Annotated in this window: 17 protein-coding genes; 12 read left to right on the top strand and 5 right to left on the bottom strand. The window is 51.9% G+C overall.

Annotated elements, in window-relative coordinates; genetic code table 11:
- The first annotated feature begins 59 nt into the window (after positions 1-59).
- Positions 60-1,496, top strand: a complete 1,437-nt coding sequence (locus G3M78_03175) for a sodium/proline symporter (GenBank protein QPJ64450.1) — start codon at positions 60-62, stop codon at positions 1,494-1,496.
- Here G3M78_03175 and lnt read toward each other — a convergent pair.
- On the bottom strand, positions 1,493-2,866 hold the full coding sequence (lnt, locus tag G3M78_03170; protein QPJ66750.1) for an apolipoprotein N-acyltransferase: 1,374 nt from the start codon (positions 2,864-2,866) through the stop codon (positions 1,493-1,495). The genes G3M78_03175 and lnt overlap by 4 nt on opposite strands.
- Before the next feature lie 308 nt (positions 2,867-3,174).
- Here lnt and G3M78_03165 point away from each other — a divergent pair, with 308 nt between their 5' ends.
- On the top strand, positions 3,175-3,327 hold the full coding sequence (locus G3M78_03165) for a (2Fe-2S)-binding protein (protein ID QPJ64449.1): 153 nt from the start codon (positions 3,175-3,177) through the stop codon (positions 3,325-3,327).
- A 32-nt stretch (positions 3,328-3,359) separates the two neighbouring features.
- On the opposite strand, the gene G3M78_03160 is transcribed toward G3M78_03165, so the two are convergent.
- Together G3M78_03160 and coaD are read right to left on the bottom strand one after the other, a co-directional pair.
- Positions 3,360-4,556 (bottom strand): pyridoxal phosphate-dependent aminotransferase, encoded by a 1,197-nt coding sequence (locus tag G3M78_03160; protein QPJ64448.1) that lies wholly within the window; start codon positions 4,554-4,556, stop codon positions 3,360-3,362.
- Positions 4,557-4,840: 284 nt separating this feature from the next.
- Positions 4,841-5,323: a pantetheine-phosphate adenylyltransferase gene (gene coaD / locus G3M78_03155; GenBank protein QPJ64447.1), complete on the bottom strand. Its 483-nt coding sequence runs from the start codon at positions 5,321-5,323 to the stop codon at positions 4,841-4,843.
- An 820-nt stretch (positions 5,324-6,143) separates the two neighbouring features.
- Here coaD and G3M78_03150 point away from each other — a divergent pair.
- From G3M78_03150 to G3M78_03140, 3 genes are all read left to right on the top strand, one after another.
- Positions 6,144-9,605: a molybdopterin-dependent oxidoreductase gene (locus tag G3M78_03150; GenBank protein QPJ64446.1), complete on the top strand. Its 3,462-nt coding sequence runs from the start codon at positions 6,144-6,146 to the stop codon at positions 9,603-9,605.
- An 83-nt stretch (positions 9,606-9,688) separates the two neighbouring features.
- Positions 9,689-10,966: a nitrate oxidoreductase subunit beta gene (locus G3M78_03145; GenBank protein QPJ64445.1), complete on the top strand. Its 1,278-nt coding sequence runs from the start codon at positions 9,689-9,691 to the stop codon at positions 10,964-10,966.
- A gap of 163 nt (positions 10,967-11,129) precedes the next feature.
- On the top strand, positions 11,130-12,104 hold the full coding sequence (locus G3M78_03140) for a nitrite oxidoreductase, gamma subunit (protein QPJ66749.1): 975 nt from the start codon (positions 11,130-11,132) through the stop codon (positions 12,102-12,104).
- A gap of 242 nt (positions 12,105-12,346) precedes the next feature.
- On the opposite strand, the gene G3M78_03135 is transcribed toward G3M78_03140, so the two are convergent.
- Both G3M78_03135 and G3M78_03130 read right to left on the bottom strand, forming a co-directional pair.
- Complete coding sequence (locus G3M78_03135) at positions 12,347-14,194, bottom strand: RiPP maturation radical SAM protein 1 (protein QPJ64444.1); 1,848 nt, start codon at positions 14,192-14,194, stop codon at positions 12,347-12,349.
- Between the two features lie 69 nt (positions 14,195-14,263).
- Positions 14,264-14,581: a rhodanese-like domain-containing protein gene (locus tag G3M78_03130; GenBank protein QPJ66748.1), complete on the bottom strand. Its 318-nt coding sequence runs from the start codon at positions 14,579-14,581 to the stop codon at positions 14,264-14,266.
- A gap of 330 nt (positions 14,582-14,911) precedes the next feature.
- Between G3M78_03130 and flgF the strand changes: the two genes are divergently transcribed.
- The 7 genes from flgF to G3M78_03095 are packed head-to-tail and all read left to right on the top strand — an operon-like array spanning position 14,912 to position 20,033.
- Positions 14,912-15,703 carry a flagellar basal-body rod protein FlgF gene (flgF, locus tag G3M78_03125; GenBank protein ID QPJ64443.1) on the top strand — a complete coding sequence of 264 codons (792 nt, stop codon included), beginning with the start codon at positions 14,912-14,914 and terminating at the stop codon, positions 15,701-15,703.
- Between the two features lie 50 nt (positions 15,704-15,753).
- A complete protein-coding gene (gene flgG / locus G3M78_03120) occupies positions 15,754-16,542 on the top strand; it encodes a flagellar basal-body rod protein FlgG (protein ID QPJ64442.1) in 789 nt (262 codons plus the stop codon).
- A 51-nt stretch (positions 16,543-16,593) separates the two neighbouring features.
- The gene (gene flgA, locus G3M78_03115) at positions 16,594-17,313 is read left to right on the top strand and encodes a flagellar basal body P-ring formation protein FlgA (protein QPJ64441.1); all 720 of its coding nucleotides are present in this window, start codon (positions 16,594-16,596) and stop codon (positions 17,311-17,313) included.
- Positions 17,313-18,050 carry a flagellar basal body L-ring protein FlgH gene (locus tag G3M78_03110; protein ID QPJ64440.1) on the top strand — a complete coding sequence of 246 codons (738 nt, stop codon included), beginning with the start codon at positions 17,313-17,315 and terminating at the stop codon, positions 18,048-18,050. The genes flgA and G3M78_03110 overlap by 1 nt, the downstream gene beginning before the upstream one ends.
- 14 nt (positions 18,051-18,064) lie before the next feature.
- Positions 18,065-18,457, top strand: coding sequence for a hypothetical protein (locus G3M78_03105; GenBank protein QPJ64439.1), 393 nt, complete (start codon positions 18,065-18,067; stop codon positions 18,455-18,457).
- Positions 18,458-18,461: 4 nt separating this feature from the next.
- Positions 18,462-18,848: a hypothetical protein gene (locus G3M78_03100; GenBank protein QPJ64438.1), complete on the top strand. Its 387-nt coding sequence runs from the start codon at positions 18,462-18,464 to the stop codon at positions 18,846-18,848.
- A 54-nt stretch (positions 18,849-18,902) separates the two neighbouring features.
- Positions 18,903-20,033, top strand: a complete 1,131-nt coding sequence (locus G3M78_03095) for a flagellar basal body P-ring protein FlgI (protein ID QPJ64437.1) — start codon at positions 18,903-18,905, stop codon at positions 20,031-20,033.
- Positions 20,034-20,166: the final 133 nt, after the last annotated feature.

The following is a 20,166-nucleotide window of genomic DNA, read 5'->3' as shown; positions in this document are numbered from 1 at the left end:
AGGCATTTGTTTTTGTTTGTTTTGGCAATGTCGATTTTTTTCTCTGATATAATGCGGGAATGACGGAATTTACCGGAACCTTTATAGTCGTTTTTGGAATTTATGTGCTGGCGATGCTGGGCATTGGCTGGGCGTCGTCGCGCAAGGTCGAGTCTTCGGAAGGATTTTTTCTGGCGGATCGTTCTTTCAAGGAATGGATCACGGCGATCGGTTCGACCGCCAGTTCGGAGAGCGCCTGGGCGGTGATGGGCACGGCGGGTCTGGCTTATAAGGAAGGTTTGTCGGCCTGGTGGTTCCTGCCGGGTTGCTTGCTCGGCTATGCGCTGAACTGGTTTTTCATCGCCGAACGTTTGCGCAAGGTGTCGCATGCGAAAAACGCGGTGACTCTCCCGGATTATCTGGAATCGCATTTTGGTGCGGAGGCGCGGACTCTTCGCATTCTCGCCGTCTCTATCATCTTCCTGTGCATGATGGCTTATGTTGCGGCGCAGTTGACGGCGATCGGCAAAACCTTCGATGCGGTCTTTGACGTGTCCAGCCTGTGGAGCATTCCCATCGGCGGCGCGATCATCGTCAGCTACACGATGATGGGAGGCTTCCGCGCGGTGGCCTGGACGGATTTCATTCAGGGCCTCATCATGGTCGGTGCCTTGACGGTTTTATCCCTGACCGCCCTCTATTCGCTCGGCGGTTTCTCCGGCATGGCGGCGGCGGTGACGGCGGAGAACCCGAACGCTCTCACCTGGATGGGCGGCAAATCCTTCAGCGTGTTTCTCGGTTCGGTGGTGGGTCTGCTCGGCATCGGCCTCGGTTATCCCGGTCAACCGCATGTGCTCAACCGCTTCATGGCGGCGAAGGACACGCGCACCATCGAGCGCGGCGTGTGGATCGCGCTGGGCTGGGGATTGCTGATGTATTCGTCGGCGATTCTGCTGGGCATCTGCGGTCAGGCCCTCTATCCCGGTCTGGAAGACGCCGAGCATCTGTTCCCGCGCGCGGCGCAGGATTTACTGCCGGCGGCGCTCACTGCAGTGGCGATCACCGGGATTCTGGCGGCGATCATGTCCACGGTCAGCGCCCAGATCGTCGTCGCCGCGTCGTCAGTGGCGCACGATCTTTATTCAAAAATAATGAAGCGGGATCTGAGCCCGGAAAAGTTCATCTATATCAGCCGCGCCACCATTCTGGTTTTGGGCGTCGGCTCCTGCCTGATCGCCCTGACGGAAACGCGGGTGATTTTCTGGTTCGTGCTGTTCGCTTGGTCGGGGCTGGGCGCCAGTTTTGGCCCTTTGATTTTATGGACTCTGTATTCGGATCGGGTGACGCGCCAGGGAGCGATTGCAGGGATGGCGACGGGTTTTCTCGTGACCATTGCATGGAAAGCGACAGGTTTGTCCGACAGCGTCATGTACGAACTGCCTCCCGCCTTCGCCCTGTCCGCTCTGGCGATCTGGTTCTTCAGCCGTCGACCTGATGCGCAAGGACAGACTCGCTAAATTCTTCTCTCCAGTTGACGGAAAATCAGAGCCAGGCCCAGCGCGCTGGCGATGCACAGCCAGCTGAAGACGTCGCCATAGCGTGTATAGAAAGTTCGCGGGCCGTTGTTGGGACGGATGGAGGCGACGATCAACTCCTTCTTGAAAATCTGCGAGGTGGTGCGAATCGCGCCGTTGCGGTCGATCACGCCCGACACCCCGGTATTCGCCGCGCGCACGATGGGCATGCGGTTTTCGACGGCGCGCAAGGCCGCCATGCTGATGTGCTGATAGGGCGCGGCGCTGTCGCCGAACCAGGCGTCGTTGGTGATGTTGACCAGAAAACCCGCGCCGTTGGCGGCGAAACCGCGCATCAGGTCGGGGAAGATCAATTCGTAGCAGATGGAGACGCCGAAGCGTTCCGCCTTGATGTCGAAGACGCGGGCTTCCTCGCCGGTGCCAAAATTGCCGATCGTCTCCACCATCTTCTCGACAAAAAACAGGATCGATGCAAACGGAACGTATTCGCCGAAGGGCACCAGGTGCATTTTGTCGTAACGACCGAGCGCTTCACCCTCTGCAGATATATAGAAAGCGCTGTTGAAGAGCTTGCGCCTTCCTTCTTTGAATTCCGCGTAGGGACTGCCCACCACCAGCGCGGTATTGGCTTCCTTCGCCAGATTCAAGACCTGAGCGGAGCCGCCTGGGTCGCGTCCCATATAGAACGGCGTCGCCGCTTCCGGCCAGACGATCAGATCGGCCTTGCCCAGAGCCGCCGCGCGGGTCAGTTCCTGATAGACCTGCATGATTTTTTCCTGATGCGCGGGATTCCATTTCTCCGACTGGTCGATGTTGCCTTGCGCCAGAGCCACGCGCAGGGCCGGGCCCTCCTGCATCGCCGTCGTCGTCGCCGGGTAAGCCTGCCATCCGAAGCCCGCCCACAGCGCGGGCAATAGGAAGGCCGTGCCAAGGAAGGCCAGAAGTTTTTGCCGGGCCATCGCTTTTTGAGCGGCGTAAAAGATCGCCGCGTTCACATAGACGATCAGCCAGGTCAGGCCGAACACGCCGGTGTATTCCGCCCCCTGTATGATGATGGGCGCGTTGAACTGCGAGTAGCCCAGTCCCAGCCAGGAGAAGGCCAGCGGCGTGAAGCTCGAACGAAAATAATCCAGCGAGGTCCAGACCAGCGGCGCGAGCAGAAAGAAGTGAAAATCGTTTCCGCGACTCCACAGCGTCGTCGCATAGGCAAACAGGCCGATAAAGACGCTCAGATAAGCCGCCATCAGCGCCAGAACAACATAGCTCAGCCAGACGGGAAGATTGCCGTAATGGATGATGGTGTTCGTCACCCACTCCAGCCCGCTGAAGTAAAAAGCGAATCCGCAGGTCAGCCCCAGCAGAAAAGCGCGTTGCGGCGATTGATTTTTGAGCGCGAAAAACAACGGGATCAGAGCGATCCAGGCGAGGAAATTCAATTGAAATTTCGGAAAAATCGTCGTCAGGATAACGCCGCTCAGCAGGGCGAAAAAAAAGGAGCGATTAAAAAAACGCGATTCGATTATGAATTTCAATGTTTTTCGGTTATAGTATAGGAAACTGCCAGAAGAGAGCTTAAAGAAAGTTTATTTTGACGACACAACAAGAATTAATCAATAATTTTAAGAAGATATGCATTTGCAAGGGCATAACGGGCCGTTCTGTGAACAAAGCCATTGCCGATGGCTGCATGTCTTTTGAAGCGGTTCGAAAGAAAATCGGGGCGGGTACCGGTAATTGTCATGCGAAACGCTGTCGTGAAAAAATTGAGAAAATGATCCAGGATTATCGTGAATCGACTAAAATCGGGGCCTGAATCGCGCTGAACCGATCCATACACTCTTTCAATCACTTCAGATGCTGACTGACCGCCTGTGAGATTCGATCCAGACCCTTCTGAATCGTTTCTATAGAAGCGGCGAAGGACATCCGCGCATTTTCATCCGCTCCAAACGCCACCCCCGGCACCAGAGCCACCTTGGCTTCCTTGAGTAAAAACTCCGCAAAATCCAGAGAACCTTCAATCTTCTTACCGTTCCAGACTTTTCCATAGTTGCCTGAAAAATTTGGAAACGCATAAAACGCTCCCACCGGATTGTAGCAGGAGGTCCCTTCTATTTTATTCAAGCCGCCGATCATGATATCGCGCCTGCGCTGGAACTCTTCCACCATTTGCCGGATCGGTTCCATCGGCCCGGTCAGCGCCGCGACGCTCGCGGCCTGCGAAATCGAGCAGGGGTTGGACGTGCTCTGGCCCTGCAACTTGGTCGCCTGCTTGATGATGTCCGCATCCGCCGCCATGTAGCCGATGCGCCAGCCCGTCATGGCGTAGCTTTTGGACGCGCCGTTGATGACCACGCAATTCTTCTGCACTTCCTTGTCGATGGAGGCGATGCTGAAATGCTCGAAGCCGTCGAAAACGATTTTGTCGTAAATTTCATCCGAGATGATGAGCAGTTTGTGGCGCAGGGCGCATTCCGCCAGTTTTTCCAGTTCGGCTTTAGAGTAGGCCGATCCCGTCGGATTGGACGGGCTGTTGATGAGGATTGCGCGGGTGCGAGGGGTTACAGCCTCGTCGACCTGTTCCGGCAGAATCTTGAAATCATTTTCTTCTCTCCCGGGAACGATGACCGGTTGCGCGCCGGACAGCGTGACCATCTCCGGAAACGACACCCAGTAAGGCGCGGGAATGATGACCTCGTCGCCTTCTTCCCACAGCGCTTGCGCGAGATTGTAGAAGGAGTGTTTTGCCCCGCAGGAAACGAGAATATTGTCCGCAGTGTATTCCAGCCCCGAGTCATTCTTGAGCTTGGAAAGAATCGCATCCTTCAGTTCAACCGTCCCGCCGACCGGCGTGTAATGCGTCAGGTTCGCTTCGATGGCGCGAATCGCCGCCGCCTTGATATGTTCCGGCGTGTCGAAGTCCGGTTCCCCGGCGCCAAATCCGATGACATCCTCCCCCTGTGCTTTCAGGGCTCGCGCCGTCGCGTCGATGGCCAGAGTCATGGAAGGTTTAACTGAGAGTACCCGTTGCGCAAATTTCATAAAAATAATTTTTAGAAAAGGTTTTTAAGTCTCTGGTCAGCTACCGTTTATCTTGAAAAACTCTAGAAGCCTGATTGAGCCGCGTTAACTTTTGTAAAAGGTTTGAAGTCTCAATTCAGCTATCGTTTATTTTGAAAAATTCCAGAAGCCCGATCAAGCCGCGTTAACTCTTGGAAAAATTTTGCAGGCGCTAGATTCAGCCACTATTTAAACTGCTTTTTCAGCCCGGTCAATCAAATCTTTTGAAATATTTTCAGGCTTGATTGCGAGCGTGCAAATTGCTTTTAGAGGCCGCTCAATTCAGCGAATCCGCGGGAGACCGATTCCGGGACCAGTTCCCTGAAATCTCCGTTATGCTTGGCGATTTCCTTCACAAAGCTGGAGCTGAGAAACGAATATTCCTGGCTTGGGATCATGAACAAAGTTTCGATGGATGCCTTCAGGCGTCGATTCATCAGTCCCATCTGCAATTCCAGTTCGAAGTCGCTGACCGCGCGCAGGCCCTTGATGATGACCGTCGCCTCGTTCGCCGTCGCAAAATCAATCAGCAGATTGTCGAACGAGCGCACCTCCAGATTGTCCAGTCCCGACGTGGCCTCCTGAATGAAGCCGACGCGATCCTCAATAGGGAAGAGCGGATTCTTTCTCGGGTTCAGCGCCACCCCGACAATCAGCTTGTCGAAAATTTTAAGAGCGCGACGAATGATGCTGAGATGGCCATTGGTTACGGGGTCAAAGGTTCCCGGATAGATCGCGATTCGTTTCATAAAAAAATATTTAGAGCGCAACTTATGGAATTCAACCTGTCCCGAGCGTCAAAAACTGCTGTAAATGAGTCGGTACGCCGATGGCAGGGTGCAACCAGTGTGCGCGATTGAAAATAGGATTAAAAACTGAAACGACAATTAAAAACGCTGATTATATCCAAAAAGCCCTGCACAACCAAGCAAAACGGGGAAAAAGTTAATGGCCGCTTCAGGCGCAAGCTGGATCTTTCGAGAAGGGTCGGGGTGGGGAAAGACCCCGTGCTGTTTCCTATAGATATAGAAACATGAGAGTTTCCAGCGTATCGGGTCATTAGAGTTCCGATATGCAGTCCGGTCTGTGCGCTTGCAGTGACTCCTCGCCGCTTAAACAGGTTGCCCGCACCCGTTATCAAACCGTCCGATCCCAGGCAAGTTGAACCACGTATTACCGGCATTATTCCAAAGCCGCTAAGGTTATAATTTAGCCCGATTAGACATGTGTCAAAATAGACTCATAAAAAATATTATTTTATAATTGACTCTTGATTGGAATTTTTCTAGTATTTGGTCATACACTCGGTAAAGGAGGCGCTCAAATCCATTAGTTCTAATTTTTTTTCACTCAGGATGAATTGAGCGACCACCCTTTTAAGGCCTGTAATAAGCGGTAAAACGAAAGTATTCGAGTTTAGGTTTTTGAGCGGGACATGTTTTGGATTTATGTTTTGTGATAAAGTAGTAGTCAGTAAGAAGTTCTTAGGTAGTATTTTTTGTTAGTAGATTTTATTAATAGCTAGGTTTGTTCTTAGTTTGGTCCAACGTTAATTTTAAGGAGACGTGCATGAGACTTAACAGGAGGAAATTCTTGCAAGTGAGCGCTGGCGTAGCGACAGCTATGGCGTTGTCTAGCAAGAAAGTGGGAGCACAGTTGAAGCCGGTAGTAAAAGTAGGCAATCCGTTGGAAGCGTATCCGGATCGTCGCTGGGAGGAAGTATATCGAGATCAATATAAGTATGAGCGTTCGTTCACGTATTGTTGTTCGCCGAACGACACGCATCAATGTCGCGTTCGCGGCTTTGTGCGTAACGGCATTCTGATGCGTATCGAGCAAAACTATGACCATCACAAAGTACGCGATTTGTACGGCAACCAGGCAGACGCCGCGTGGAACCCACGCATGTGTTTGCGCGGTATGACCTTCCCGCGTCGCGCGTATGGTCCTTATCGCAACAAGTACCCGATGATTCGTGTTGGCTGGAAGCAATGGGCTGATGACGGATTCCCTTATCTCGACAAGGAGAATCGGGAAAAATATAAGTTCACGAGCCGCGGCACGGACGAATTCGTTCGTATGACGTGGGATCAAACGTTCACGTACCTCGCAAAAGGCCATGTTGCTATCGGTAAAGCATACAGCGGCGCTCGCGGCGCACAGCGTTTGAAAAACGAAGGCTATCAGCCTGAGATGATCGAAGCCATGGGCGGATCCGGCGCGCGCGTAATGAAGTATCGCGGCGGCATGGGTCTGTTGGGCGTTGTTGGTAAGTACGGTATCTACCGACTTGCTAACATGGCTGGCTTGTTGGATTCGATCGTTCGTGGTCGTGGCCCGGGTCAGGTATTGGGCGGCCGCGCATGGTCGAACTACACCTGGCATGGCGACCAGGCTCCGGGTCATTCCTGGACGCATGGTATGCAGACCTCGGACATCGACTTTGCTGACCATCGTTATGCAAAGTTGACGATCCAATGGGGTAAAAACCTGATCGAAAACAAAATGCCTGAAGCGCATTGGTACACGGAGATCATGGAGCGTGGTGGTACGCTGGTATCTATCGCACCTGAGTACAATCCTCCTGCGACGAAGGCCGACTACTGGATTCCAGTACGTGCGGGTCTTTCCGACACGGCTCTGTTTCTGGGCTGTGCAAAGATCATCATGGACGAAGGTCTGGTAGACGTGAACTACGTGAAGGAATACACGGATATGCCTTTGCTGGTTCGAACCGACAACCTGATTCGACTGCATCCGGATGATTTCATTCCCGGCTACCGCAACCAGGATCTCCCGAAAGACGGCTTCACCACCAAGTGGATGAAGAACTTCAATCGAGAGAAAATGCCTGACTTTGTGGTCTGGGATTCGAACACCGACAAACCAGTCGCAATCACGCGTGAAGATATCGGCGCCAAGATGCGTAAAAAGAACATCGACCCGGTATTGGACGGCGTATTTGACGTAAAACTCGTCAATGGCAAAACCATCACGGTAATGCCATTGTATGAAATGTATAAAATCCACCTGAAGGATTACGACATCGACACGACGAACCAGATCTGTCATGCGCCGAAGGACTTGATCGTCCGTCTGGCTCGCGACATGGGTACGATCATGCCGGTTGAAATCCACTACGGTGAAGGTATCAACCATTACTTCCACGCTACGATGCATAACCGCGCTTCGTATGTGCCGCTGATGTTGACGGGTAACGTCGGACCGAAGGGTTCGGGTTCTCACACATGGGCAGGTAACTACAAAGCTGGTAACTATCAAGGCTCCCATTGGTCGGGACCTGGATTCGCATCGATGGTTGCGGAAGATCCTTTCAACCCGGTACTTGACATTGCCAAGAACTCGGACTGGAAGAATATTAAAGGTTACCTGAAGGGTGAGGAAGTGAGCTACTGGGCGCATCGTGACAAGGCGTTGATCGTAAATACGCCGCGTTATGGTCGTAAAGTGTTCACGGGTCGTTCTCATATGCCGACCCCTTCGAAGTTGATTTGGTTCGTTAACGTTAACGTAATCAACAACGCAAAATGGTTCTACGAGCTGGTGTTCAACACGAACAACAACGTAGACATGATCGTAGCGCAGGACATCGAGTTTACCGGTTCCTGCGAATACTCGGACATCGTTTTGGCTCCAAACTGCTGGGCGGAGTTCGAGAGTTACGAGATCACCTCGGCATGTTCCAACCCCTTCCATCAGATCTGGGGCGGCACGGGCATTAAGCCGATCTTCGATACGATCGACGACAACTTGATTCATCGTGAATTCGCCAGACGTTTGGCGGAAGTAACGGGCGACAAGCGTTTCGCAGATTACATGAAAGTGTATGAAGGCGAAGCTCCAAACCGCACGAAAGCGATGATTCGACGCTTGTTCACGACGTCCACGTCGGGTATGGGTTACAACATCGACGACATCATCAACGGCAAATATGGTGAGCCGGGTTGTTGTCTGTTGCTGTATCGTACCTATCCGCGTTCTCCGTTCTGGGAGATGTACACGGAGTCCAAACCTTTCTACACCCGCCATGGCCGCATTCAGTTCTACAATGACGAGCCGGAAGCGATCGAGTTTGGTGAAAACTTCATCGTACATCGAGAAGGACCGGAAGCTACGCCTTACCTGCCGAACGTCATCGTGTCGACGAATCCTTACATTCGTCCCGACGACTACGGGATTCCGGAAGACGAGCAGGATCCGGATCTTCGCCACGTCCGCAACATCAAGAAGCCTTGGTCTGCGGTTCGAACGACGAAGAACTTCCTGTGGGAGAAGGGTTACCGCTTCTACTGCGTAACGCCGAAATCCAGACATACCGCGCATTCGTCCTGGGCGACGACTGACTGGAACATGATCTGGAACAACAACTTCGGCGATCCTTACCGCATGGACAAACGTTCACCGGGTGTTGGTGAATGGCAGGTTCATATGAACCCGTTCTTGTGTAAGGACCTTGGTATCAACGACGGTGACTATGTGTATTGTGACGCGAACCCGGCTGACCGACCTTACATGGGTTGGAAACCTTCGGATCCGCGCTACAAAGTCGCCCGCCTGATGCTTCGCGCGAAATACAACCCATCTTATCCGTACCACACCACGATGATGAAACATGCAACGTGGCAGTCTACGGAGCGATCGGTTAAAGCGCATGAAGAACGACCTGACGGTCGCGCGATGTCGATGACGACTCCGTATCAATCCAACTTCCGATACGGCGGACAGCAATCGATCACGCGTTCATGGTTGATGCCGATGCAACAGACGGACAGCTTGTTCCATAAAGCGAAATCGAAAATGAAGTTTATGCACGGTTACGAAGCAGATAACCATGCAGTAAACGCAGTGCCGAAGGAAACTTTGGTTAAATTTTCGAAAGCGGAAGACGGTGGATTGCATGGTAAGGGCCTGTGGGAACCGGTCCGAACCGGCTACACTCCAGAGTCTCCGTTGAAAGATCGTTTTGCGGAGATGTACCTTGCTGGTCAGTATGTCCGTGTGAAGATCTAAGTGGGATTCGGGGGTCCCTTGTGGGACCCCCGGTCTTAACTTTAAGATAAACTAACCTTAAACAAGTTTAGGGAGGAAGTATAATGCCTGAGGTCTATAACTGGCAGTTAGGTCGCAAAGCGACGTATGTCTACGAAGAGAAACATCCGAAAGAACAGTTCACCTTCGTATTCAACACGAACCGCTGTATTGCGTGCCAAACCTGCACAATGGCTCATAAGTCAACCTGGACCTTCTCGAAGGGTCAGGAGTACATGTGGTGGAACAACGTAGAAACGAAGCCTTACGGCGGTTACCCGCAGTTTTGGGATTGGAAGATCCTGAAGATGCTGGAGCAGTCGAATCCGGGTCAGAACGTATGGAACGTACGTAAGACGTCTAACAAGGCGATCCACGGCGTTTATGAAGGCGTAACGATTTTCGAAGCGCCGGCAAAAATCGGTCTGAACCAGCAGGCGATCGGTTACGTACCGACAGACGAAGAATGGCGATTCCCGAACTTCGGCGAAGACACCGCACATGGACGAGAGTTCACGCAATCGCGTGAAGGAACGTTCGGCGGCGACAACGGCACGAAGTCGGTATTGCCTGAGCATAAAATCTGGTTTTTCTACCTGCAGAGAATCTGTAATCACTGCACGTATCCGGGCTGTCTGGCCGCTTGTCCGCGTAAAGCGATCTACAAGCGTCAGGAAGACGGTATCGTATTGATCGACCAGAGCCGCTGCCGCGGTTACAAGAAGTGCGTAGAGCAGTGTCCTTACAAGAAGCCGATGTTCCGAGGCACGACGCGTATTTCTGAAAAATGTATCGCTTGTTACCCGCGCATCGAAGGTCTTGACCCGCTGACGGAAGGCGACCAGATGGAGACGCGTTGTATGGCGGCTTGCGTAGGCAAGATTCGTCTTCAGGGTCTGGTGAAAATCGGCAGCAATGGCGAGTGGGCGCATGATCCGGATAATCCACAGTATTATCTGATCCGCGACCGCAAAGTTGCGTTGCCGTTGTACCCGCAACTGGGCACGGAGCCGAACGGATATTATATTCCGTCGCGTCACGTCCCGCGCGCGTACTCGCAACAGATGTTTGGTCCGGGTGTGGATCATTCCATCGACCAGTACATGGTGCCGGATCGAGACCTGTTGGGCGTATTGCAGTTGTTCCGCACGACGCAGAGAATCATCTTCAAATGGAAACGTGAGCCAGGTCCGAAAATTTTCGAGACGAACGTTCATGGCAAGAAGTTTGAGATGTTCAACGACACGGTCATCGGGTTCAACAGGAAGGGCAAAGAAATCATCCGCGTTACGGTTGAAGAGCCTTTCTATGTACGACCTGAAGAAAACGTCGGTGCGTTCTAAGGAACCGCAACTGCGCTCTTGAGCGTATAGCAAACGGACCATCCCCTGCGCGGCCCAGGCCGCGCAGGGTGATACCGCAAACTAAACGGTTGAGAGTCAATAATAAACTCTAACAGTCAAGTTAACTTAGGAGAGCACTGTGAACAGCAAATCTAAAATTGCAATGGCGTTTGTCGCTTCTTGTGCGCTGGGTTTGGGCGTTGCGTCCACCTCCGACGCGGCAGTGATCCAAGCGTTGAAAATTTCTGGGGACATCCCAGGCAATCCGGGCGATGTTTTCTGGTCAACCTACGGGCCGACCCGAGGCAAAGGTTCTCTGATTGAAATGGATCCTCAGATGATTACGAATCCGATGTGGCCGAACCCTGCAGTAAAATGGGTGAACGTCAAAGCGGCTTCAAACGGTAAAGAAGTAGCGGTACGTCTGGAATGGACTGATGGAACGCGAAACGACATCATGGTTCGATCTCAGCAGTATAAGGATCAAGCGGCCATTATGTTTCCGGTGGATCAAACCGGCGAAGAGCCTCCATTCACGATGGGCGGCGACGGTGAGCGCGTGAACATCTGGCAATGGAAAGCAACCTGGGACAAAGAGGGTGCAGGCCGAGCAGGTAATGACGGCATGCAGGATCTCGAAGACCAGTATTTAGACATGGCAATGGGTTCGGGTAGCTACTACATGTATGAGCCGGATGGTAAACTGTCTGGTTTGGACACGTCGCATGAAACCGGAACCAAAGATGCATCCAGAGCAAATCGCGGCGCAGGCGACATCAGCAAGCGCGGCACGCATGTTGACTTTGGAATGGGTAAAAACGAAGGTGTGTTCAATCCGGGTCGGGCAACGGGTAATATCTTGTCTGACGCCAGCCAACGTGTTTCTGCAGTTGAAGATATGAATGCAGAAGGATTCAGCACTCTGACGACTCAAGCGCATCAAGACGTTCAAGGTAAAGGCAACTGGGAAAATAACCGCTGGGCGGTTGTATTCACGCGTTCCTTGACCACGAGCGATGCCAATGATACGCAATTCGGCGGCTCTAAAACGCCAATGGCAATTGCTATCTGGAACGGTCAGAACAAAGAGCGTAACGGCCAAAAAGCGGTAACGCAATGGCACGAACTGCGCTACTAAGCCTGACAGCTTAAATAGCTAATTAAAGACCCAGGGGGGCGCCGTCTTCGACGGTTGCCTTCCTGGGTTTTTTTTGTTCATCCCGGTAGCGTAAAATAATTACTGATATCGTTTGAAAAGCAATTCTCCCCACCATACACCCCACCACAACCGTTCAAGAAACAGACAGGGAGCCAGGATCAGGACACGCGCTGATGTGAAGTTGCGAATAAACTACAGCGAATAGTCGCGGAACTTATCGATTAATATCTGGAATTGGTCGGCAGGGCGAGATTGAAATATTTGCCGCGCTCTTCGAACAGGATGCGGGCTTCGACAAGTTCTTGGGCGGCGCTAAGAAGTTCAGTTTCGGAAGGGGGGGTGCCAGATTCTGTTTCAATGAGTTTACTGACATTGTCGAGAGATCGAGGTTTCTCATTACAATGATTCAGGATATGCGCAGAGACGCCGTCAAAGCGGAAACGTTGCGGCCCTTTGTCATCGCGCCCATCGAACACCGTTACAAAATCCCTGGATTTGGAGAAAAACAAATAAGGGGTGTATTCCGACGCGTGTCGATCCTTCCAATAGGAAACAAATTCGCTGAGTTGAGTTTCCAACTGCGGGCTGACTTTACGCTCAGGCACGACAAACTCAAAATCATAAGCGATCTTCATTAAGTCGAGAGTGTTTTCATCGTAGACATAGGGGTAAGCCACGCCGGGGCCAGTGATCTTGATGCCATACTTGTCCGGACGGGTGAAATAAGGGCTGAAACGTTCCAGCCAGATATTGCCAACAGATATCGGCGGTTGCAGGTGTAATAGCGGGCGTATGATTTCCATCTGGGTCATGAAATCTTCATCGGTCTCTTCGGGAAAGCCGGTGAGGATGCTCCAGGTGACTTCTATTCCATAGTAAAGCGCCCATTTGAGGCAGACCATGTTCTGGATAGGACGCACGCCTTTGTCCATCTCCACAAGCTGATTGGGGCTGAAGCTTTCGATACCGGGTTGAATGACATTGACGCCGCCGCGGGCGATGCGTTCGATCTGGCCCTTGCTGAGATTGCTTTTGATCTCAATGAAGAACTCCATGTCGTAATGCCGGTCGGCCAATTCTCCAAACACAGCATCGACAAACTGATTTTCCAGAATGTTATCCACCAAACGAAAACGATAGCTGTCGTATTTGCTGGACAGTTCCGCCAGGTCCTCCAGCACTCTTTCGGGACTGCGCGCCCTGAATTTCATCGTCGATGCATTCAAACCACAAAAAGTGCAATGGTGTTTCTCGCCCCACCAGCAACCGCGAGCGGTTTCATAAAGAATAATCGGGTTTTCCAAAAAGCGGGACTGCGGGTCAATGGTTCGAATCTCTTCAAAAAAATCGTCGTAGTCAGGGAGCGGGTATTTGTCGAAATCGTGAAACATCTGAAAATTTTCTTCGAAGACGACTTTGTCTTCGCGTCGATGAATCACGCCTTTGGGAATCGGTTCGTTTTTTTCAAGAGCGGTAATGAGAGGGGGCAGGCAGTGTTCCGCCTCGCCGGGCAATGCAAAATCAATCCAGGGAAAAGCGCGGAAATATTCGAGCCCCATCTCGGATTCGAAATTGGCGCCTCCGAAAAGAATTTTTACATTGGGGTGCTTGTCCTTAATCAGTTTGGCAAGGGTGACGCTGGCTAAATTCTGATTGAAGGTCGAGGTGAATCCTACCGCATCGTAATCGCCCCAGGGGCGGCTCTCCGCCGCCCAGTGCAGGAATTCAGGAACGATTCGTTTTTTAAGATCGAGCAAATTTTCCCGAGTGCATCCAATGGATTGGCAAACGTCGTCAATATGCGCGGAGAAGCGCTCCGTGTATTGCTGATTGCCCTCGCTGTCGCCAAACAGAATATCTGAAAACAACCATTCGCCGATAAGGAAACGTTTTTCACACAGCGTGTTGTAAACGTCGGTTCCTATTTGGAAAGCGAAGTGAAGATTCAGGTAATGGCTTTTGGCCTGCCAGTGGTTCGCCTTCAACAACGTGGAGAGAACGCCCAGTTGTATGGAAGGATAAATATGAAAACCGAATGGCATGTTGACCAGAGCGACTTTGTAAGACATACAGCACCGTTGGAATGGGGAAGAATCCGCCCTGTCATCTAATGACAGTGAAGGGAGGATACAGCGAGATTAAGAAACGACAGGCCAGCCGTTTTTCTGCCACGCTTCCATACCGCCATCGCCTACGCAAACGATATTGTCCAGCCCAAGACGCTCCAGCGTTTGAGACGCAAGCTTGGCGCGACCGCCCATCTTGCAGTGGACATAAACGGTGTCGTATTGTTTGAGCTCCTCTGAAATCGCTTCGACATCATCGTGAGGCGTGTTTTGTGCATTATCAATATGGCCTTCGTTGAACTCAGAACGACTTCTCACATCAAGAACCAAATCGTTGTCCTTCTTGTCTTCGAGCCTGTCGTGCAGTTCAGAAATTGAAATGATTTCCATTGCTTCCTCTTCATTGATTGAGTTCATTCCGGCTGTAAAACCGGATCGTATTTACTTGAGTTCTCTATATTAAATTATTTTTACGGAAAAAATAAGATCAATTATAGAAAAATTGACGGGGGCGGTCCAAAGCTGGAGTTGCGGAATAAAATTCCGCCTTGTTTTTGACGCAAGCGAAAAAAAGAATACTGGGATGTAGAAAGACGGAAGCGAGAAAAGCCTTTCATTATCTGCCTTTATCATGGATGCCGTTGCTTGATGACAAGGAGATTTTAGATTTGGTACAGAATTTGCTCTTTACCGGTCAAGACATTAACCAGGAAAACGAATATGCATGAAGGACTCTACATAGCCGCTTCTGCGGGGATCAAGCAACAGGGGAAAATGGACGTCATCGCAAACAACCTTGCGAACCTGAATAACACCGGATTCAAAAAAGACGGTCTGGTGTTTAAAGAGATGATTCCCCCCTTCGATCGGACGAACAGTTTGGAAACCGCGCGAAATGTACTACTGCCAGCGGATATATCCAATGAAAATGTGGCCTACGTTGGGATCAATGAATTTTTCACGGATCACTCGCAGGGCAATTTAACGCAAACCGGAAACACGCTGGACCTTGGGCTGGATGGCGACGGGTTCTTCAAAGTGGATACGCCTGCGGGCATACGTTACACGCGAAACGGAAATTTTAGATTGGACCAACAGAGCCGACTGGTCACACAGGAAGGACTTCCCGTGGTGGCGGCGGGCGGCGGACCGGTATTGATCGACGCTGTAGGAGGGGTCATTTCCATCGCCAAAGACGGAACGGTATCGGTTGGCAACGGTCTCGAAAATGCGGCGGTCGCGGAGATTGAACTGGTCACCATCAAGGACAAGAAGGGATTACAGAAAGACGGCTCGGGACTTTATCAAAACATGAGCGACGAAGCTGTGGAAGAACCGGCCAATGGAGTTTCCATACGCCAGGGTTTTCTTGAATTGTCGAATGTGAATTCTGTAGAAGAAATGACCGACATGATTTCGACGATGCGCGCATTTGAAGCGTATCAAAAGGTCATTCAGGCAATAGACGGCGCGGACGAACAGTCGGTGAACAATATAGGGCGGGTAGGTTAGGAAGCGTTTAAATCATTCCGGATAAGCCCGGAGGGAAAGGAACCAAGTTTATGATTCGATCTTTATACACAGCCGCAACGGGGATGAATACGCAGGACCTGAACGTGAGCGTTATCGCCAACAACCTGGCCAACGTGAACACGACCGGGTTCAAACGCAGTCGACCGGAATTTCAGGATTTGATTTATCAAAACCTGAGGCTGGTCGGAACGCTGTCTCCAAACGGCAATCAGGTGCCGACAGGCGCGCAACTGGGCCTGGGTTCCAAGACGGCGGCGATTCAAAAAATATTTCTTCAGGGCGATTTTGCGCAGACGCAGAATTCTCTGGACGTGGCCGTTCAAGGGAAGGGCTTTTTTCAAATTCAGCAACCGGACGGAACGACGGCCTACACGCGCGCGGGTTCGTTCAAGCTCGATAACACCGGACAGATCGTGACGGCGGATGGATTGGTTGTGCAACCGGCTCTAACGGTGCCTCAGGATGCCTTGAATATTTCAATTGATCCGCAAGGCTCGGTGTCGGTAACGCAACCGGGTTCGACAGCGCCGACGGTTCTCGGCACTTTGCAAGTCGCGACCTTCCAGAACGAAGCGGGTTTGCAGGCGATCGGTTTCAATCTGTTTCAGGAATCGGACGCGTCGGGAACGCCGACAATCGGCGATCCCGGTTCGGACGACCGGGGCAACACGATCCAGGGTTTTCTGGAATTGTCGAACGTGAGCGTGGTCGAGGAAATGGTCAATCTGATTTCAGCGCAGAGGGCTTATGAGGTCAACTCGCGCACCGTTCAGACGGCGGATGAAATGTTGCAAATCGCAAACAATATGAAACGGTAATTGATCGGACCGCAGGGTCTGACGACATTGGTTTTAAAAGGAGTAAACGTTATGGATGGATACAGAGGGTGGGCCGTTATTTTTGTCGCGACGATCTGGGGCGTGTTTGCAAGCCCTGTATCTGGCGATGCGGCGTTGCTCACTTCCGAGGAAGTTCAAGATGACGCCAGGAATTATTTGATCGAACAATTGGGCGATCTGGGCTATCCGGTGGAAATCGAAGTGTACTACCGCGAGCAGGATTTGGAAATTCCATCAAAACAATTCCACTTGGAATTTGAGGTGGCGGGGCGCCTGAAAGAAATGGGTCGAAATCAGTTGACGGCGACGGTTTACGTTAACAACCAGCGCTATCGAAAATTTCGCGTGTCCACGAAAACGGATGCAATGCTCCCGGTTGTACATACGTCCCGCTCGATTCAACGTGGGGAAATCATTTCTCATGAGGACGTGGAGATCGAACGCGTGAGAACGCAGAGACCGATTCGTAATGTCGCCATTTCGCTGGAAGATGTTTTGGGTAAGGAGGCTTCTAGAAACCTTCCTGCAGGCCGGCAGATTCGTATGAACTCGGTGAAACGACCGCCCTTGATTGAGAAAGGAGCGCACCTTTTGATCGTTGCGCAAAAAGGTCTCATGCGCATCACAGCGCCCGGAACGGCGCGGGAGCAGGGATTCAAAGACAGCATGATTCCCGTAGTCAATTTACAATCGAAAAAAATCGTCTATGGACGGGTGTTGGACGCCAACACAGTCGAGGTGAATTTTTAATGAAACTTAAAACACAGTCATTCAAAGTACCGACAATCTGCGCCCGAATACTGGCTTGCCTGGCGGCTACCATGCTTGCCTCCTGTGCGGGCTCGCAACGCGCGGTGGACCCGGCGGCCACTGTGGTTCCCGATAAAATTTATGAGGTAGCCAGCAATAATGAAGAAGGTTCGCTCTGGCCGGGAGACACGGCGAAGAATTTATTTTTTGAAGATACGAAAGCCCAGAAAGTCGGAGACATTGTGACGGTGACGGTCAATGAATCGGCGACGTCGTCGCAAACCGCGACCACGAATACATCGCGCTCCTCAAACACCTCCGTATCCACGGGGCCGGTGCTTGGTTTGCCGGGCAACCTGGGCATCCAGAATTTCCTCAATATGGGGACTTCGTTTGATCCCAATATCGGCGTGGCATCGACGGACCTGAGCCATCAAGGCAACGGCACCACCACGCGCAACGGTTCGTTGACGATGACGCTCTCTGCGCAGATCACCCAAATTTTACCAAACGGGAATTTGCACATTGAAGGAAAACGTTCGGTCACCGTCAATAACGAAGAACAGTACATGATCCTCACCGGCGTGATCCGGCCGGAGGATGTGGGTTTCGACAATACAATCAGTTCAACTTTGATTGCCAATGCGTCGATAACCTATTCAGGGAGCGGCGATATTGCCGATCCTCAACGCGTAGGCTGGATGGCGAAAGTCATCAGCTACATATGGCCGTTCTAAATGAGAACAAGGTAATGAAAACCCTTTTAAAATTAATTCACCCCGGAACATTGATCGGTCTTTACTTTCTGTACGGTTGCACCGCCGATGTGAACAGCCTCACAGGCCCCAGCAATTTAGGAAATACTCTGGCGATTTCCGCCTTTTACGGATCGGCAGGAGTGCCGACCGGAGGAGGGCAGGCGACGATTCGCGTTGAGGTGACCAATGCAAACGGCCAGGGCGTGAATGGAGCGACGATACTTTTGACGACGACTCTTGGATCTCTTAATAACACAACTTTAACGACGGTGAATGGCGTGGCGAATGCGGTCTTAACTTCTGGCGCCAACGCGGGCATGGCCTATGTGGTCGCCAGCGTGGACAACGTGACGGCGACAGCCGCCGTACCCATCGTGGTGATCTAATCCTATGAACTCATCAATTGCAGGGCATCAACAAAAAACAAACAACCGAATGCCTCTGGTAAGGCGCATGTGCCTTGCGATCTGGGGAGCGCTGATCATCGCATCCTGCACCAACGATCTGTTCGAATCGGGCAATCCGCTGGCTCCGTCTGCAGTCATGTTTGTGACGCCGGAGAACAGCACGATTGCGGCGGCGACGACCCTGGCGCTAACCATCACCGGGGGAGTGACGCCTTATCAGATCACCGACGATGTTGCGGGAAGCGGAACGCTCACGGCGACGGGTCAGCAGACATTCACATTCTCTGCGGGCGTGGCGGGGACGACCTACACGATCACCGTAGTAGACGCAGAGGGCACGACCGACACGGCAGTGGTGGATGTGGTCTAAGGTCGAAGCGACACAGATTTTTTTATAATCAGATTATTTTCAACTGGAACTCTTATGAAACGAAATTCAAGCGCCTTCAAAATCATTCCCTGGCTGATTCTATTTATGCTCGCGGCCTCTCAGGCGGAAGCGGCGCGAATCAAAGACCTGACGCAGATTCGCGGCGTGCGAAGCAACCAGCTGGTGGGCTTCGGTCTGGTCATCGGTTTGACCGGGACAGGCGACAGCGCGACCAACGTGTTCTTTTCAATTCAGACCATGGTCAGCATGTTGAAGAAAATGGGCGTGACCGTTCCTGCAAATGAAGTCGATCAGTTGAAATTCAAAAACGTGGCGACCGTTATGGTCACTGCCAGCTTGCCTGCTTTTGCGCATCAGGGCGATAAGATAGACGTGACGGTTTCTTCCGTGGGCGACTCAAAAAGTCTCCAGGGCGGAACCTTGTTGATGACGCCCTTGAAAGGACCGGACAGCAAGACCTACGCGGTCGCGCAAGGGCCGATCTCTATCGGGGGATTTTCGGTTTCCGGGCAGGCCAGGGGCGTGCAAAAGAATCATCTCACCGTGGGCCGCATTTCCAACGGGGCCTCAGTTGAAAAAGAAATCAATGTGAAATTTAACACCAAGGAGGAAATCCTCTTTGCCTTGAAGAAAACCGATTTCACGACCGCCAGCCGAATCGCGCAAAAAATAAACGATCAGTTGAAAGATGTTTACGCCAACGTGGTGGACGCCCGTTCCGTCAAGGTCAACGTGCCCGAAGAATACATCGGCAACACCTCGGCCTTCGTCACGACCATCGAAGGACTGGATGTGGCCCCGGATGTTTCAGCGCGCGTCATCATCGACGAACGCACCGGAACCATCGTGATGGGCGAGAACGTGCGAATCTCCACCGTCGCCGTTGCGCATGGCGCCTTGTTCATTCAAATCAAGGAAGAACCCATCGCTGTGCAACCCGAGCCGTTAACGGTCTCCGAAGGCGCTCAGACCGCCATCCTTCCACGAACCCGGATTGCGGTGGAAGAAGGGCAGGACAAACTGGTTGTGGTTCCGACAGGGATTTCCCTGGGCGAAGTGGTGAATGCATTGAACTCCATCGGCGTGACTCCGCGTGATCTGATTGCGATCATGCAATCCATCAAGGCATCGGGCGCCTTGCATGCCGAGCTTGAAATTTTATGAGGACCGGCAGATTTGATCGTGGCGGGGAGGAAAAATTTTCCTTCCCGCCTTTTTTTTATTCTTTTCCTGTTGAATCCGGGAAAAATAATTACTTGAAAACCCCTTTGTTTGCAAGCGTTTCGCAGGGCCTCGT

It is taken from the genome of Candidatus Nitrohelix vancouverensis (assembly GCA_015698305.1).
Lineage (GTDB): Bacteria > Nitrospinota > Nitrospinia > Nitrospinales > VA-1 > Nitrohelix > Nitrohelix vancouverensis.
The sequence above is the reverse complement of the archived record's forward strand: the minus strand, read 5'-3'. Positions and strand labels throughout refer to the sequence as shown.